17 protein-coding genes are annotated in these 16,965 nt (G+C 47.4%); 13 read left to right on the forward strand and 4 right to left on the reverse strand.

Annotated features, from left to right (window positions below; all coding sequences use genetic code 11):
- Positions 1 to 42: 42 nt before the first annotated feature.
- The 12 genes from ccmA (at position 43) to PGW97_RS04390 (ending at position 9,697) form a co-directional block, all read left to right on the forward strand.
- The gene (gene ccmA, locus PGW97_RS04335) at positions 43 to 693 is read left to right on the forward strand and encodes a cytochrome c biogenesis heme-transporting ATPase CcmA (RefSeq protein ID WP_273858879.1); all 651 of its coding nucleotides are present in this window, start codon (positions 43 to 45) and stop codon (positions 691 to 693) included.
- A gap of 6 nt (positions 694 to 699) precedes the next feature.
- Positions 700 to 1,368, forward strand: coding sequence for a heme exporter protein CcmB (gene ccmB, locus PGW97_RS04340; protein WP_217392120.1), 669 nt, complete (start codon positions 700 to 702; stop codon positions 1,366 to 1,368).
- Between the two features lie 299 nt (positions 1,369 to 1,667).
- Positions 1,668 to 2,399 carry a heme ABC transporter permease gene (locus PGW97_RS04345; protein ID WP_047883814.1) on the forward strand — a complete coding sequence of 244 codons (732 nt, stop codon included), beginning with the start codon at positions 1,668 to 1,670 and terminating at the stop codon, positions 2,397 to 2,399.
- A 7-nt stretch (positions 2,400 to 2,406) separates the two neighbouring features.
- On the forward strand, positions 2,407 to 2,613 hold the full coding sequence (gene ccmD / locus PGW97_RS04350; protein ID WP_047883813.1) for a heme exporter protein CcmD: 207 nt from the start codon (positions 2,407 to 2,409) through the stop codon (positions 2,611 to 2,613).
- Positions 2,610 to 3,098, forward strand: coding sequence for a cytochrome c maturation protein CcmE (ccmE, locus tag PGW97_RS04355; RefSeq protein WP_047883812.1), 489 nt, complete (start codon positions 2,610 to 2,612; stop codon positions 3,096 to 3,098). The genes ccmD and ccmE overlap by 4 nt, the downstream gene beginning before the upstream one ends.
- On the forward strand, positions 3,095 to 5,080 hold the full coding sequence (locus PGW97_RS04360) for a heme lyase CcmF/NrfE family subunit (RefSeq protein ID WP_217392121.1): 1,986 nt from the start codon (positions 3,095 to 3,097) through the stop codon (positions 5,078 to 5,080). The genes ccmE and PGW97_RS04360 overlap by 4 nt, the downstream gene beginning before the upstream one ends.
- Positions 5,080 to 5,634, forward strand: coding sequence for a DsbE family thiol:disulfide interchange protein (locus PGW97_RS04365; protein ID WP_047883810.1), 555 nt, complete (start codon positions 5,080 to 5,082; stop codon positions 5,632 to 5,634). Before PGW97_RS04360 ends, PGW97_RS04365 begins: the two co-directional genes overlap by 1 nt.
- Before the next feature lie 50 nt (positions 5,635 to 5,684).
- A complete protein-coding gene (locus PGW97_RS04370; protein ID WP_273859623.1) occupies positions 5,685 to 6,218 on the forward strand; it encodes a cytochrome c-type biogenesis protein in 534 nt (177 codons plus the stop codon).
- Positions 6,215 to 7,429, forward strand: a complete 1,215-nt coding sequence (ccmI, locus tag PGW97_RS04375) for a c-type cytochrome biogenesis protein CcmI (protein ID WP_273858881.1) — start codon at positions 6,215 to 6,217, stop codon at positions 7,427 to 7,429. The genes PGW97_RS04370 and ccmI overlap by 4 nt, the downstream gene beginning before the upstream one ends.
- Before the next feature lie 486 nt (positions 7,430 to 7,915).
- On the forward strand, positions 7,916 to 8,668 hold the full coding sequence (locus PGW97_RS04380) for an MlaA family lipoprotein (RefSeq protein WP_273859624.1): 753 nt from the start codon (positions 7,916 to 7,918) through the stop codon (positions 8,666 to 8,668).
- Positions 8,669 to 8,818: 150 nt separating this feature from the next.
- Entirely contained in the window at positions 8,819 to 9,358 is a 540-nt protein-coding gene (locus PGW97_RS04385; protein WP_273858883.1) for an elongation factor P hydroxylase, read from the forward strand.
- Between the two features lie 63 nt (positions 9,359 to 9,421).
- Entirely contained in the window at positions 9,422 to 9,697 is a 276-nt protein-coding gene (locus tag PGW97_RS04390; RefSeq protein ID WP_273858885.1) for a YfcL family protein, read from the forward strand.
- A 569-nt stretch (positions 9,698 to 10,266) separates the two neighbouring features.
- On the opposite strand, the gene PGW97_RS04395 is transcribed toward PGW97_RS04390, so the two are convergent.
- The 4 genes from PGW97_RS04395 to PGW97_RS04410 all read right to left on the reverse strand — a co-directional run bounded on the left by PGW97_RS04395 (position 10,267) and on the right by PGW97_RS04410 (position 14,676).
- The gene (locus tag PGW97_RS04395) at positions 10,267 to 12,465 is read right to left on the reverse strand and encodes a YjbH domain-containing protein (RefSeq protein WP_273858886.1); all 2,199 of its coding nucleotides are present in this window, start codon (positions 12,463 to 12,465) and stop codon (positions 10,267 to 10,269) included.
- Positions 12,465 to 13,400, reverse strand: coding sequence for a capsule biosynthesis GfcC family protein (locus PGW97_RS04400; RefSeq protein WP_273858888.1), 936 nt, complete (start codon positions 13,398 to 13,400; stop codon positions 12,465 to 12,467). Before PGW97_RS04400 ends, PGW97_RS04395 begins: the two co-directional genes overlap by 1 nt.
- 13 nt (positions 13,401 to 13,413) lie before the next feature.
- Entirely contained in the window at positions 13,414 to 14,214 is an 801-nt protein-coding gene (locus PGW97_RS04405) for a YjbF family lipoprotein (protein WP_273858890.1), read from the reverse strand.
- Between the two features lie 162 nt (positions 14,215 to 14,376).
- Positions 14,377 to 14,676 carry a hypothetical protein gene (locus PGW97_RS04410; protein WP_273858892.1) on the reverse strand — a complete coding sequence of 100 codons (300 nt, stop codon included), beginning with the start codon at positions 14,674 to 14,676 and terminating at the stop codon, positions 14,377 to 14,379.
- Between the two features lie 1,104 nt (positions 14,677 to 15,780).
- On the opposite strand from PGW97_RS04410, the gene PGW97_RS04415 reads away from it, so the two are divergent.
- Positions 15,781 to 16,911, forward strand: a complete 1,131-nt coding sequence (locus PGW97_RS04415; protein ID WP_273858894.1) for a polysaccharide export protein — start codon at positions 15,781 to 15,783, stop codon at positions 16,909 to 16,911.
- Positions 16,912 to 16,965 lie beyond the last annotated feature (54 nt).

The following is a 16,965-nucleotide window of genomic DNA, read 5'->3' on the forward strand; positions in this document are numbered from 1 at the left end:
AAGATTCGACCCTAATTGTGTCACCTAGGATACATCATTTTTATGTTGTCTGTTGAAGAGTTAAGTTGTACCCGGGACGAAAGGGTATTGTTTGAGGATTTACATTTTTCGGTTTCATCCGGAGAACTGGTTCAGATTGAGGGCCAGAACGGGGCCGGAAAAACGACCTTGCTGCGTATCTTGGCAGGGTTGGGACGAGCAGACAACGGCATCGTTAGCTGGAATGATGAAAATATCGAATCGGCCCGGGAGCTATACCATCAGGATCTCCTTTTTCTTGGTCACCAGACCGGCGTGAAACGTGAGCTGACGGCTTACGAAAATCTTTCTTTTTTCCAGTCTATGTACGTCCACAATGGTGACAACGGATTAACCGGTGAGGCAATGGTCAGTGGTACCGATGGCCTGTGGCAGGCGCTGGCTCGTGTTGGCCTGGCCGGACGGGAAGATGTGCCTGCCGGGCAGTTGTCTGCTGGTCAGCAGCGCCGGGTGGCGCTGGCCCGACTGTGGCTGAGCAACCATAAGCTGTGGATTCTGGATGAGCCTCTGACTGCGATCGATAAACAAGGCGTCAAAGTGCTTGAGCAATTGTTTCTTTCCCATGTCCAGCGAGGAGGGATGGTGATCCTGACTACGCACCAGGACATGTTCGCTGACAGCGACCATCTACGAAAAATCAAGCTGGGGCGATAACAATCCATGATCAGAGAAATTACCCACGTTGTTCGCCGTGAGCTGATGATTGCGTTTCGTCGTCAGGCTGAAATTTTCAACCCGCTGTGGTTTTTCATTATTGTTATAACGCTGTTCCCTCTTGGTGTTGGGCCAGAGCCGAATTTGTTAGCACGTATTGCACCGGGGATCGTCTGGGTTGCGGCCCTGCTGGCGGCCCTGTTATCGATGGAGCGCCTGTTCCGGGATGATTATGTAGACGGGTCGCTGGAGCAGATGTTGATGATGCCGACGCCGTTGCCGGTCCTAGCGTTTGCCAAAATGGTGGCGCATTGGTTCCTGACCGGGGTACCGCTGCTGCTAATCAGTCCGTTGCTGGCGATTTTATTGTCATTAGACTGGGCAACCTGGAAAGCTGTGGTGTTAACTTTACTATTGGGAACGCCAACCCTGAGCTTTTTGGGCTCCATCGGGGTGGCGTTAACCGTGGGATTGCGAAAAGGTGGGGTTTTATTGAGCCTGCTCATATTGCCGCTCTATATACCTGTGCTTATATTCGCGACCTCCGCGATTGATGCGGCCAGTTTGGGCATGCCGTATAACGGCCAGCTGGCACTGCTGGGAGCTATGTTAGTGGGCTCTGCGACACTTTCTCCGTTTGCTGTCGCAGCTTCACTACGCATCAGTGTGCAATAAATGATTACAATAAAGTTAGCCATAGAGCTTTTTTGCAACTTGTCAGTAAAACTAAAATATCGGCAAAAAAGTAGGTAAAGGCTGACTTATTCATCATACGGGGTGAAATCACCGGTGATGAATTTGAGCAAGCACAAGGAAGCGGTTGATAATGGGTGGATTACCCCTTTGGGAGTATTCACCTTGTGTTAGCCAAAGAGAAAGATGAGTCACGTCTCTGTCACGCAATCAGGCCATGTCAGTGAGCCCGGCTGCAGACTGGAACGTACTAATTACTATTATGTGAGTAGAGCAGAATTATGTGGAAGTGGTTACATCCCTACGCTAAAGCTGAAAATTGTTACCGGTTATGTGGCACTTTGCTACCCTGGTTTTCAATCCTGGCCCTGTTATCAATGGTGATTGGTACCCTCTGGGGGTTAATGTACGCACCGACCGATTATCAGCAGGGTGACAGCTTCCGAATTATTTATCTTCACGTTCCCGCCGCCATCTGGTCGATGGGAGCCTACATGTCTATGGCTATTGCTGCCTTCATTGGTCTGGTCTGGCAGGTACGCCTGTCGGATATGGCGGCGCTGGCGATGGCACCTATCGGTGCGGTGTTTACCGTGATTGCGCTGCTGACCGGTGCGATCTGGGGCAAACCGATGTGGGGTGCCTGGTGGGTATGGGATGCTCGACTGACTTCTGAACTGATTTTGCTGTTCCTCTACCTGGGTGTTATCGCGCTGTATAACGCGTTTGACGATCAGAAAACCGCGGCGAAAGCGGCCGGTATTCTGGCGATTGTCGGCGTGATCAATCTGCCGATCATCCATTTCTCAGTAGAGTGGTGGAACACCCTGCACCAGGGCGCCACCATCACCAAGTTCGCGAAACCGTCTATCGATGCCAGCATGTTGTGGCCGTTGCTGCTCAACATTGTGGGCTTTGCCTGTTTCTTTGGGGCGCTGACGATGATTCGCCTGCGTAATGAGATTATTGCCCGTGAAAGCCACCGCCCTTGGGTGCGTGAACTGATGAAGTGAGGCCGCTATGCATTTTGACTCTTTCAGTGATTTTTTAGCGATGGGTGGCTATGCCTCTTATGTCTGGAGTTCGTACGGTATTTCAATGGCAGCCCTGATTTGGATTTTAGTTTCCAGCTTGCGCACCAAGCGCCAGCTGGCGGCAGAGATTAAAAATAAAATGGCGCGTGAGAAACGCATCAAAGAAGCGGAAAAACTGGAGAACACACTATGAACCCGAGACGTAAAAAACGCCTGTCGCTGGTACTGGCGCTGGTGGTAGGCCTCGGCGCAACAGTTGGGTTGCTGCTCTATGCCCTGAACCAGAATATGGATCTGTTCTACACACCCACGGAATTGGTAAATGGTAAGCCTGACGGGACAAAACCGGAAGTCGGTCAGCGTCTGCGTATCGGGGGCATGGTGGTAACGGGTTCGGTAGAACGTGATCCCCAGTCGCTGAAAGTCAGCTTTAAAGTGGCCGATGTCGGTCCGGCGGTTACGGTGAATTATGAAGGCATCCTGCCTGACCTGTTCCGCGAAGGGCAGGGCATTGTGGCGCAGGGTGTACTGATCGATGCAAACACCGTTGAGGCCCACGAAGTGCTGGCCAAGCACGATGAAGAGTACATGCCGCCGGAAATCGCTGAAGCGATGAAGAAAACGCATGAACCGCTGAAATACAGCGAGACCCAACTACAGGGCAGTACTGACCAATGATTGTTGAACTCGGCAACTTTAGCCTGATAGTGGCGCTGGGTCTGTCGATCCTGCTCAGCATCTATCCGCTTTATGGCGCATCGGTGGGCAATCAGGCTCTGATGCGCATGGCGCGTCCGCTCACATACGGGGTGTTCGGCATGATTATGCTGTCATTCATCATCCTGAGCTGGGCGTTTTACACCAACGATTTTACCGTTACTTACGTTGCGACAAACTCAAACTCCTTGCTGCCGTGGTACTACCGCTTGTCAGCTGTCTGGGGTGGGCATGAAGGTTCCCTGTTGCTGTGGGTACTGATCCAGGCAACCTGGGCTGTCGCCGTTGCTATTTTCAGCCGTGGCATGCCGCTGGAATCGCTGGCGCGGGTGTTGTCTGTGATGGGGATGATCTCCATTGGCTTCCTGCTGTTTATCATCGCAACCTCCAACCCGTTCCTGCGTACGCTGCCGTATTTTCCGGTAGATGGCCGTGACCTGAACCCGCTGCTGCAGGATCCGGGACTGATTATTCACCCACCACTGCTGTACATGGGTTACGTGGGGTTCTCGGTGGCGTTTGCGTTTGCTATCGCGTCGCTGATGACCGGACGATTGGATACGGCCTGGGCTCGCTGGTCACGTCCGTGGACTATCGCTGCCTGGTCTTTCCTGACACTGGGTATCGCGCTGGGCTCCTGGTGGGCTTATTACGAGCTGGGCTGGGGCGGTTGGTGGTTCTGGGATCCAGTAGAAAACGCATCATTCATGCCATGGCTCGCAGGTACAGCACTGATGCACTCACTGGCTGTAACCGAAAAACGCGGTACGTTCAAAGCCTGGACGGTACTGCTGGCGATTTCGGCTTTCTCACTCAGCCTGCTGGGTACTTTCCTGGTTCGTTCTGGCGTGCTGGTTTCGGTACACGCGTTTGCATCCGATCCTGCCCGCGGCATGTTTATTCTGGGCTTCCTGGTCGTTGTGATTGGTGGTTCGCTGCTGCTGTACGCGCTGCGAGGTGGTCAGGTACGTTCACACGGTAACTTTGCCCTGTTTTCCCGCGAAAACCTGCTGCTGGCGAACAACCTGCTGCTGGTTGCCGGTCTGCTGGTGGTGCTGATTGGCACACTGCTGCCGCTGATCCACAAGCAAATTGGACTGGGCTCGGTTTCCATCGGGGTACCGTTCTTCAATACGCTGTTTACCTGGCTGATGATTCCGTTTGCTTTCATTCTGGGTATTGGGCCACTGGTGCGCTGGAAGCGTGACAATTTGTCTAACATCCGCAAACAAATGATTGTGTCGGCCATTGTGACGCTGCCGGTTGCATTCCTGTCAATCTGGCTGTTCACCGATATCCTGGAGCCAATGGCGGTTCTGGGCATGACGATGGCCGTCTGGATCATCATGATGCATGGTTTTGAGCTTTACGAGCGTGCCACTCACCGTCACAGCCTGTGGACAGGTCTTGGCAAACTAGGACGCAGTCACTGGGCGATGGTTCTGGGTCACATCGGTATGGCGGTCACTGTGATTGGGATTACGCTGGTGTCTAATTATGATCTGGAGCGCGATGTGCGTCTGGCACCGGGCGAGAGCGTGAACGTTAAAGGTTACGACTTTAAGTTTGTTGGCCTGCGTGATGCAGATGGTCCGAACTATGACGGTTATATCGCTGACTTCAACATCACCCGTAACGGCAAAGCAGTCACAACACTGCATGCTGAAAAACGTTTTTACAGCGTGGCGGGTTCAATGATGACCGAAGCGGCGATCAACAGTGGTGTGACCCGTGACCTGTATGTGGCGATGGGTGAGCGACTGGGCGGTGAAGCCTGGGCTGTACGTATTTACTTTAAACCGTTTGTGAACTGGATCTGGTTCGGTGCCGTGCTGATGGCGCTGGGTGGCGCGATGGCAATCAGTGACAAGCGTTACCGGTTCCGCAAAAAAGCACAGCAGGAACAGCCGGTGCTGGCCGAAAGAGAGGCAGAAGCTAACTGATGAACAAGAAACTACTTTTCATTCCTCTGGTACTGTTTCTGGGGCTGGTGGTTATGTTTATGAACCAGCTCAGCCGTAATGCGGAGGGCGATGACCCGACCAAACTGGAATCCGTTTTGGTGGGAAAACCGGTTCCGCAGTTCAAACTGGAAGATCTGGTTGAAGCCGGCAGACTTTATGAGCAGGACATCTTTAAAGGTGAGCCATTACTGCTCAATGTTTGGGCCACCTGGTGTCCGACCTGTTACGCTGAACACACCTACTTAAATCAGCTGGCCAGTGAAGGCGTGAAGATTATCGGCCTGAACTACAAAGATGACCGTCTAAAAGCGGTACGTTGGCTGAATGAGCTGGGTAACCCTTACATTCACAGTCTGTTCGATGGCAATGGCATGCTGGGTATGGATCTGGGCGTTTACGGGGCACCTGAAACGTTTCTGATCGATGGCGAAGGTATCATTCGATACCGCCATGTCGGAGATGTGAATGATCGTAACTGGAACGATACCCTCAAGCCAATGTATGACGCCTTGCTGAAGGAGGCGAAAGGATGAAGGGACGCTCACTTAACCTGATCGGATTTGCATTCAGCGCAGTACTGTCAGTGTCTCTGTGGCTGGGCGCTGTAGCGGCTTTCACGCTGCCGGCGACAGCGACTGCTGCTATTGACGTTTATGAATTCGAATCACAGCAAAAAGAGAAAGAGTTCCACGAATTGACGGCGACCCTGCGTTGCCCTAAGTGTCAGAACAACAGCATTGCAGACTCTAATGCCGAGCTGGCCAAAGATATGCGCCAGAAAACCTATGAAATGCTCAGCGAAGGGAAAAGCAAGCAGGATGTCATTGATTACATGGTGGCGCGTTACGGCAATTTCGTGACCTACAATCCGCCGATCATGGCCTCGACACTGATTCTGTGGGCTGGCCCACTTCTGTTTATCGTGATTGGCTTTACGGTATTGGTGCTGCGCTCTCGCAAAAACAGTGTCAGTAAACCAGCGAAAGGTCAGCTGTTTGATGAAAAAGAGCAAGCCCGTTTGCAGGCCCTGATGGCTGAAATGGGACAGGATATGGCTTCAGACACAGAAGCGGCATCTGGTAACAGCAATGCGGCAGGCGGGAAGGTGAAAAAATGACTTTGTTTTGGTTGATTACAGTCTTCCTGGTACTTATCGCCATGCTGTTGTTTGTGCTGCCGATGTATTTCGGTAAAGAGCAAGACCATGTCGCCAGCCGGGACGAACTGAATAAGGCGTTCTTCAAAGATCGCATGAGCGAGCTGAAGGAAGAAAGTAGCGAAGGACTGGTGGAAAACACCGATGAGCTGGTCGTTGAGCTGCAACAGTCGTTACTTGACGATGTTCCGGCCAATGCCAAAGCGCATCAAAGCAAGGTCAGCACTGCGCTGCTGATTCCGGGCGTTTTGCTGCTGGTGGCTGTCTGCTACGGTATGTACCTGAAAACCGGTAGTCTGGATAAGGTTATGCAATGGCATGAGACGGCTGCGCGTCTTCCTGAACTATCACAACGACTGATGCAGGAGTCGGGTGAGCCGATGTCGGATCAGGAGATGGAAGATCTGACTTTGGCGCTCCGTACCCGTCTGCATGAAACACCTGATGATGCAACCGGTTGGTTGCTGTTAGGACGGATTGGTATGGCGAACCGTGATGCGGAAACGGCGCAAAGCGCGCTGGACCGTGCGTATCGTCTCGAACCAAGTAATCCGGAAGTGCAGCTTAGCTATGCGCAGGCGCTGATGCTGATTGGCGACCCGGGACAATCTGAACGTGCTCGCCGCTTGCTGATGAGCGTGATTAAACAGGATCACACCAATCTGCGTGCGATGTCGTTGCTGGCGTTTGATGCGTTTGAACGCGAGGAATACGATCAGGCCGTGGCATACTGGAGCATGATGAAAGAGCTGATTGGTGCTGATGACCCTCGTGCCGCCATGCTGGATCGCAGCATCGCCCGGGCGGAAGACCAAATGAATCAGGCCGGCAATACTGCGACTTCGGTATCTGTCACTGTGGAACTGGACCCGAGCGTTATCCGTCCTGAGCAAGGTATCGTGATTATTTCAGCGCACTCGGCGGATGGGGCTCCAATGCCCGTAGCAGCAAAACGGTTACCGCTTTCTGCATTTCCTATCACACTGACACTGGACAATCAGGACAGCATGATTCCTGAGCGACCACTGACGTCACTGCCGGAAATGATCATCAAAGCTCGTATCGACAGCGACGGCAATGTGATGACGAAAAAAGGGGACTGGTACGGACAAAGCGAAGTGATTCCGCTGGGTGGCACAACCAAAGTGGTAATCAGTCAGCAGTACGAGTAATTATCATCTCCGTTCAACAACGTATATAATCCAAAAGGCCAGGTAGGTAATATCTGGCCTTATTTTTTTGTCAGTTATGCCGTATAAAAGCAACTGAGTGCATGGTTTCCCTGTTATGGACACCTATGATTCAGAAATGTTCGTGTATGATACCGGAACGTTATAAGCCCTGAGACAATGGATAACATTTTGAAAAGCAAACATCTCCTTGCAACCGCAATTCTGTTAGCCCTGACAGCCTGTGCAGAAACGCCCAAAAGCACGGCTGACTACGCCACTTCATCAAAAAGCGCTTCATCAGACACTGTCGAAAACAGTTCCGCGGTCATTGGCGCGGCTGAATCAGACTCGCAGTCATCTGGAAACAGCACTGGCGTATCCGGGGAAGATGCTGATGCCATGGCTGAAGTAGCAGCAGACGCTGAAGCCTCTGTCGACAGAGCTGGGGGCAACGTCACGTCAGGCGAAGCCACATCAGACGAAACCATCAGCGATGAAACGGACAGTGAGTTACAAGCAGAGATTTTTGCCGAACTGGATCAGCAGGGTGGTGAATATGCGGTTCCAGGCGTCTACGATCCGTTTGAAGGGTTTAACCGTGCCATGTGGAACATCAACTATAACTACCTGGATCCGTATATCGCACGTCCGGTATCACTTGCCTATGTAGACTACGTGCCCTCACCGGTTCGCGGTGGTATCCGTAACTTCCTCTCGAATCTGGAAGAGCCTGCCAGCATGCTTAACAGCTTGCTACGACTGGAAGGTGAGCAGGCAGTGACTCACTTTAACCGCTTCTGGATTAACTCGACCTTTGGTCTGGCAGGCCTTATTGATGTTGCCTCCCGTGCCGACATCCGCAAACCGCGCGATAAAGCCTTTGGTGACACAATGGGCTACTACGGTGTAAATAACGGTCCGTACTTTATGTTCCCAGTTTACGGTCCGGTGACATTGCGCGAAGGCAGTGGTGATATCGTTGATAGCCTGTACTTCCCGTTAAATCTGCTGACATTCTGGCAGAGCTTGGGTAAGTGGGCATTTGATGGGATGGAAGACCGTGCGGCGCTGGTGTCATCGGAAGCGATGTTGAACGACTCTCCAGATCCATATGTCTTTGCCCGTGATGCCTACATCCAGAACCAGAACTTCCGTGCTCAGGGTGAAAATGCAGAACCTGAAACCCCTGTGAACGAAGAGTTTCTTGATGACTTCATGGATGAGATTGATGATGAGTAACCTGCTATAAAGCAGCTTTGATATGATTAAACCATCTGCAGGAATGGCATACTCAGATATCGTGCGAGGGTGCATTTCACTGAGGACTCTGTAGATGGTTCGTCAATCTCTGATACAATCCCTCCAGTTTTGAGTAAGCATTTTTCCAGTATGAACCACAATCCCTCCGATTTAATTGCCCTGTTCAATCAGACATTTCTTGATGTCTATAATACGGAGCTGGTATTAGGTGGCGATGAGCCTATCTATTTACCAGCTGATGATGAGTATCCTCATCACAGAGTTATTTTTGCCAGAGGTTACTTTGCTTCAGCACTTCATGAGATTTCACATTGGTGTATTGCTGGAGCGGAGCGACGTTTACTTGAAGATTATGGCTATTGGTATGAACCGGATGGCCGTAGTGAGTTTAAACAGGCAGAATTTGAAAAAGTTGAAGTAAAGCCACAAGCCATAGAGTGGATTCTGGCTAAAAGCTGCGGATTTCGCTTTCAGGTCAGCTGTGATAACCTGAATGGCGACTGTGAACCAGATAGAGTGGGCTTCACAAATACCGTACGCGAACAGGTTCTTGCTTATCTGGAATATGGCATGCCTGCTCGAGCGAAAATACTGTCTGATGTTTTACGGGGATCTTATCAGATTGCCCCACTGCAACCGTCAGACTTCCCGGCACTAGAGCGTGTTTAATTGGGTCGATTTTCGGCTTTTAACGCGATGTAAGACACCAGAACTTAAAGAGCTAAGTTAACTATGATCCATCAATACGAAGAGAAATTATTAACCCTTATCGACCATATGGTGGAGACGGCGTCTGATGATGAGTTATTTGCCGGAGGCTACCTGCGTGGTCATATATCTCTTTCGGCAGCAAATTGTGAGCTGGATGGTGAGATGTCACTGGAAAGCATGAACCAGCGTGTTGATCAAAGCTTGTCAGAAGCACAATCAGAGTTAAATCCTTCTGACCAACTCCTTGTTAAGTCGCTTTGGGGACAACTAAAGCAGAGTGTCATGCAGTCGCTGTAATAAACGTAAAGCACATGTAAATAAAAGGGCATCAATTCGATGCCCTTTTATTTATGTATATATGTCTTGTTTTCTGTTCTTATTTGTCTGCACTTAAATATTTTCGTTTATAGTCAGAAGACTTAGCAAATAAAACAGTTGGAAAAATCACCAACAGAAATCCAAGCGCAAAAGTTATATTTTCATTTGCTAGTAATTGATAGCAACTGAAAATGAAAATCATCATTACTAACAATATGTTAGTGGTATGAATAACTGGATGATTCACTGAAAAGTGAGCATACGCCCTAAACATGCTCTATACCTCTTTGTTCGCCATTTATTTGACAAAAATTAATCATTTGTCACTTTATTGACATTTATATTATTTAAATATAGTAGACGATTTTGACTTGTCAGAATATTTATATTCGACAAATTTAGCAAAATGTCACAAATTCAAGACTGTTGAAAGTAAGTTCATAAGCATTATTTGCGTATGAACTTATTCTTCTGCAATCGTTATAGGCGACAAAAAAGCGAGTTACTTAAAAAGTAACTCGCTGAAATCAGGTATTTAATATTATCAGTTAGTTGAGGGCCTTGCGGCCATACCATGGATAGCGATCGTCAGTCATACTAAACAGTTGATATTTTCTGTTTAGCATTTGGCCGCCGTCCCGGGTGAGAGGCATCCATGAAATCGTGGCACGGTTCTTACTAGGCTTCACCGTCATGATATCGAACGGAATAGAGATATAGAAACCTTTGCTGTAGCTTCCTTCACCGTATTCTTCAGTCGACATGTCCGTGAACGTTGCGAAGGCACCAGCAATCACACCACTATCAAATTGCTTTGAAAAATCAATGGTGACACCAATGTCTTCCGCAAGATAGCGACCAGCACTAACTCTAAACAGAGTATTGGGCAGCCATTCCCAGTGTGGCTGATAATATGCGGTTGCGTGCCCGGTTAGGGCTCCTGTTTGTACGCGATAATCTTTACCTGTTAGTGGGTCAAATTGCATTTCATCTCTGAAGAATCCGAACTGAGATTCTGGATCCCGTTGCACAACATAATTGGCATCAAAACCAAATGCCCAGTTGCTGCCTATCGGACGATATAGAACCTCGCCACCAAGGCCGCCAAACATCGTCTCGAGATAGCCCCCATAGGCCTGCGCATACCAATTGTTATTCAGCTTATCCATCCAGGTTAGCTGAAGATTATCAACCCTGACTGAATTTTCATTGATGTACTGACGAACTAAAGTACGAACACGCAGGTTGTTGGTTCCATCCGGTGGTACATCGTAAAGGAATTTATCGTAGTTATCATACAGATTGATATAGACAGAACCGCCTACTTCAACATGGTTTGTAAGCCAGTAACCAGCACCGGCATTGATACCAATATTGAATAGGTAAAAGTCTTCTGAACCACCAATGGACTGCTGAAGGGTAGGAGCAATACCAAAGTCCCAATCATCACTTGGTTCAGCGATTTTTTGACCTTTAGGTGTGGTTGGTACCCAAGTTGTCGCACTATCACTTACATCTGCGTCGATATACTTCACTTCTGCGACATCGGCGTATTTGTTCGCATCAATGCGAGTTTCCAGGACTGGCTGACGATTGACCGTTTCAATAATTCGATATTCAGAAATAGAGCTAGTATGGTTTGCCAGCACAGTAGCTGCACGTCGATGAGCCTCCTGACTGTCACGGTACTTTTTCTGCTCGCCAACAATAGTGATGTGATCATTACTTTTATATAAAGTAATATCATCGTACCCAGCGATTGTTTTCAGTTCTTCAGCTAGTACCAAATATTCATTATCACTGATGTGTTCCCCCTCGGCTTTCGGACGGTATGCTGGTAGTGGTTCATCCAGCCAGTTCGCCTTCAAGTCGTTAAAATTGGTTCGTAGGGTAAAACCAAAGGTCCAGGTATTGCCGCGTTCGTAACTTGCTCGCAAGTCCCCCCATTGTCCCAATCGATACAAGACACCATAGTTGAACTTGCTATCCTGAGGCATGCTGACAGACCCGGACACGACAGGTCGATCGCTTTTATAATCGTTTCCATCGTATTCAAGTTTGAAGCGTAAGGGCTCCCAGGGAGATTGATACTCTAGACCGCCATAAAGCGCAGCCGGACCAGAGAAAAAGTTTTCAAATTCAGTCATGCCTCCTTTGCCTGATGCACCGACTGAACGGTCACAAAAGCGGTCAGAAATGTCACAGAACGGGTTTGTAATATTACCGCTGTTACCAATATAGCCCCAGCCAACACCCAGGGTAAAATCGACCTGACCGAATCGTTTGCTTGCAGCAATATATTCACCGTCAAACAAACCTGTCCCGGCAAAGTCTCTAACACCAATTGACGTTTCCGGCAGCCAGTAGCTTTCTTCCAAGAGGCGGATCTTAAAATCCATACCTTTGTCGGTTAAGGTGTTAGAACCACAAAAACTGGGATCATCACAATAAAGCAGATCTTGTATCTCTGTGTATCGCAGTGTGGCTTCTAACCAAGGGAATAGTTGCAACGTTGCCGTATAGTGGTAGTAGTTTTCATTTAATGTAGCCTGCAGATTAAATTCCCCTTCCGGTGCCATACGACCGGTAGGCATCTGCATCAGACCAACACCACCGAAGTCTGATTGAGATGGTTGAAACGCAGGATAACTGAATTCATCCGCCTGAGCATGTAAAGCGGGCAGTAAAGCCAGGCTGATCGCCGATAAACGGCTGATTGTTTTCGGGAGTGGTGTGAACTTTTTCATTACAGCGCACTATTCCTTAGCAAGGCTATCATCTTATCGTTAAAAAATGCAGCACCATCGGGCAGTGAAGCAAATGGGACGTAAATGATGGCACCAGGTGCAATATCCTTATGCTCCGAATTCCAATACGCGACAGGATGTTGCTCAGTTTCGCCATCAGGTTGTATAACCCAGACATAACTGCTATCCGCGGCTTGGAAACGAACCAAAGATTTTAGGTAATCAGCAGCATTTGAACGCTCTGTCCAGGGCCGTTGTAGAAAACCTGACTGGCGGCTCGTGTAGATTGTTTCGGAAATAGCACCAACAATTTTTACAGAATTTGGACGCGGAGGGAGCACGAGAAGCATGTCGTTTGCCAGCTCAGGATTATTTTCTGTTTTGACTCTAACTGCATCAAAATCCAGCGCATACATTGCACGTTTTTGAGTTGTTAAAGTGGATAGCCAGGATCGATAGGCATCAAAAGACGCTTTCTCTGTGGTACTCCCAAGCATGTGATAGATAACTGACATGTTATTCAACACTCTTCGTTTTAGTGCTGAAATATGACTGTCTGATTTTTGTGTAAATAGGGAGGCGTTGGTCCAGTAAACAGCAGACGTGTTTTGTCCATTGGGCAAACTGAGTTTATCCAGATTTTGCAAACTATCTTGCAAAATTTGACTGACTCTAACGGGAGCTGAGTATTGAAGGTGAAGGAGGCGCTCGGTCTGTATTGAAGGCGAAACATAGATATCAACAGTGTCACTGCTGTAAGCGTTAAACGAGCAGCTTAAAAGAATCAATCCAGTACTTAGGGGTTGATAAAATGACCAAGAGAATAAAGGGCGATTGCAGTCGATGAGACACTCATTCTGGTGTCCCTGATGCATTTTGCGTTTTAAGTTAGCGAGACTGACAAACCGCTTAAATAAAGAATTATTCAGATACATCTATGCGAAGACCTCACGAATAGGGCTTTAATAGCGTAAGTTCAATAAAAGGAAGGCCCGGTGCAATTTTTTGTTTACTTTTAAGGACCGCACCAGTATTTGGATCAATCCAGAAATTATTGGTGTAAGAAACCTTTAATGCATCGACGGATACGTGCTCGCTGAAATGAAGCGCTGTAACAGGCTGACCATTAATTTCAATAGTTGCTTGCCCCTCATTCTGAAAATGTGAATTCAGCTTATAGCCAAAATGATAACCGGGTTGCCAGTCGATCTTTCTTTGCCATTGCAAAGGTGTAGAGGCTTTATGTAAGCCGAGCATCAAAGGATCGGGGGAAACACTTTGGCTATACAATAGATTTCCGAATGGGAGATTTAATGTTTTTACTAGTCGCCCATTTTCAGTGGCCAGCATCCCCTTATCTGAAGATAGCCATTTTAACCTGAGAGGTTGATCTGTATGCAATGTAGATGATGGTTGAACGGTATGAGAAAACAGAGGTTCATTTTCAGCAAGTGCCAGAACCATAAAGGCTTGCGGGCCATCTTCGATTTGGGCATACATACTGGCATACGGCAATGCGAGAATATCTTCAGAACTCTTCTGAATGTCACTTTCTCCCAAAATAGCGAGTTTAACAGTATCATTGACATCACTGAATTTTTGACTGCAGCCAGCTAACAATGACAGCAGGCAAATCGCAGTGAAGTATTTCAACGAACCTGATAGATGTCGGTGAACTGTAGTTAAAGAGCTCAACGCCCCCCGACTATTGAAGGAAGAATGAAATTGGGACTGGGTGTGTTGTGGCATGTTAAGCATCCGGATTGCTGTAAATAGTGAAAGCCAACCAAGTCTAATGCATTGCTGTGCATAATGTCATGACCTGATTGGCTTTAACTTAAACTTACTGCTCCCGGCAAAGTAACGAGAGCAAACATTGAAGTGTCAGTAACACTTCAACAAACAATACCATTAACCTTTAGAAGTCAGTGTGGTGGTATTGTTATTGTTGTTGTTAGATGAGTCAGCAACAGCAACAGCACCAACGGCTACTGCAGCACCAACAGCAACTGCAGTGGCAGTAATACCACCAGCAGCGGCAGCTGACGCACCAGCTGTACCAGCAGCTGCACCAGTTGAACTTGCAGTAGTTGCAGTAGTGCTAGATGCAGTGCTACCTGCAGTACTTGAAGACGTGCCTGTTTCAGTTGCAGCGAAAGCTGAACCGGCAACAGACATTGCTGCTAGCAGAGCAATTGCAGTTTTTTTCATTATATTTCCTTACTTGTGATAAAGAAGTTAAAGACAGGTTTGTAAAAAAACCTAAAAAGCTCGGGCGCTTTCTCTGCAATGATATGGTGAATAGCAGCATTGCGCAATGAATCTACCTGCTTGTCATAAAAGAATTTTGTTCCTGTCATTTTCATAAAACGTAAAAATTTGAAACTGATCCCACAACGAATGTTGATTTCTATCCGTATCGCAGCTGATAATTTCGGGCTACTAAGTTGCAGTTATATTGAGATTGTGAAATTTTCTGACATTTTAATAAATTGCTTTTTATCAATCACTTATGATAGCTGTCATTGGATGTTGGAAATAAGCTACAAAACTCATATTCCTATCAACACAAAAAGTGTGTAGAATCTCGTTCAGTTTTGACAGGGTGAAACTGATAGAAATGTGCTCAGAAAATCAGGTCAAAAAAGTAACACAAAAAGTGCAATAAAAATCTCTGAATGTTTGCGAGAGAGCATAAACGGCTGATTAGGCACAAAAATAATGCAGCAGATGGTTATTGGGAACCGAAACTCAAGGGCGGTAGCGTGTCTTAATTGCAACTGAGGTCCGATTTGTTAAGTAGAAATGCGACCTGATTAATTATAACAAACTACCATTTAACACTTTGCTTGGCATGAGCGAAAGCTCACTATGAGGTGTTCAGCTTTCTGCCCTTATATCTATCACGGTAGTTGAAATCCGAAGCTCAACATTGGCATATTCAGTCTTATTTTCCCAATTCATACACACCTTGATTGACATAGAATGCTGATGATCATCGGTGGTTGAGTTAATGTTTCGAAGTACTTTAACTGACTTAATCAGATAGTATCTCAATAGGGTAGGCGTCAAATAACAGAGCAGCATTAAATAAATGCTAAGGAATTTGATGCTCATCGGTTTAATTTAACAGTTTTATTGATTCTTTATTAATTAGTTTTTTCAATGGAAACTAATTCGTATGATTATCTCATTTTCTAATGACTAACTGATTGTTATTCAAACACGATCGGTGTTAGGCAGCAACACAATTTTCAACTCCTCACCAGTACTCATGGCTGGATCACTCTTTATTTTCTCGACTCTTTGATATTTATGCATTTTACGAAGAAGCTTCTGATAACAGGGATGGCAACAGCCATGCTCGCCGGGTGTACTGTACCTGGCTCACATTTAAATGTTGACAATAAAAACGTAATGGTAAGCAGTAATTCGGAAGAACTAGATCTTGCCGAACAAATTAATGTTTATCCGTTGACACCGAGTAAGGTGAAAGAATTTAAAGCGCCCAAGGTCTACTCTAAGCCAAACACGGCGCTTGATGCGGAATTGTCTCGCTATGAATACCATATCGGTCCTGGTGATATTCTCAACATCACAATATGGGATCATCCTGAACTGACCATTCCGGCAGGCTCATACCGTAGTTCTGCAGAGGCTGGTAATTGGGTGCACGCTGACGGGACTATTTTTTACCCATACATTGGCCAGGTTCGTGTTGAAGGGAAAACCGTTACTCAGGTACGGGACGAGATTTCTAAACGACTGGCGGCCTACATTGAAAGTCCACAAGTGGATGTGAATGTCGCTTCTTTTCGTTCACAAAAAGCTTATGTTACGGGCGAAATAAATAAACCCGGTAAACAACCTATTACCAATGTCCCGTTGACATTGCTGGATGCAATCAATCAGGCGGAAGGGTTATCACCTGATGCGGATTGGCGGAATGTTACGCTGACTCGAAACGGTCAAGAAGAAACGATCTCTCTGTATGCGCTGATGCAGCGTGGAGATTTGACCCAGAACCGCCTCCTACGCCCTGGTGATATTATTCACGTTCCGCGTAATGATGCGCAAAAAGTATTTGTTATGGGTGAGGTCAATGATCCTAAACTGCTCAAAATCGATCGTGCGGGGATGAGCCTGACAGAAGCGCTGAGCAACGTGGGGGGAATTAACGAGCTATCTGCTGATGCTACGGGTGTCTTTGTGATACGCAGTCGCGCCAATCAAAATACTGACATTATTGCTGATATTTACCAGCTAAATATCAAAGATGCCTCTGCGTTGGTAATCGGTACTGAGTTTGAGCTGGAACCCTATGACATTGTTTATGTCACAGCAGCGCCAATCACTCGCTGGAATCGCGTGATGCTGCAGTTGCTGCCGACAATCAATGGTTTTAATAGTTTGAGTGAAGGTGCCCAGCGAATTCATCGCTGGTAACGGCTATTAATCTAAACCAGAAGAGTTTACTTAATAAGACGCTTGCTTAATTCT

The organism is Photobacterium sp. GSS17 (assembly GCF_028621875.1).
Lineage (GTDB): Bacteria > Pseudomonadota > Gammaproteobacteria > Enterobacterales > Vibrionaceae > Photobacterium > Photobacterium ganghwense.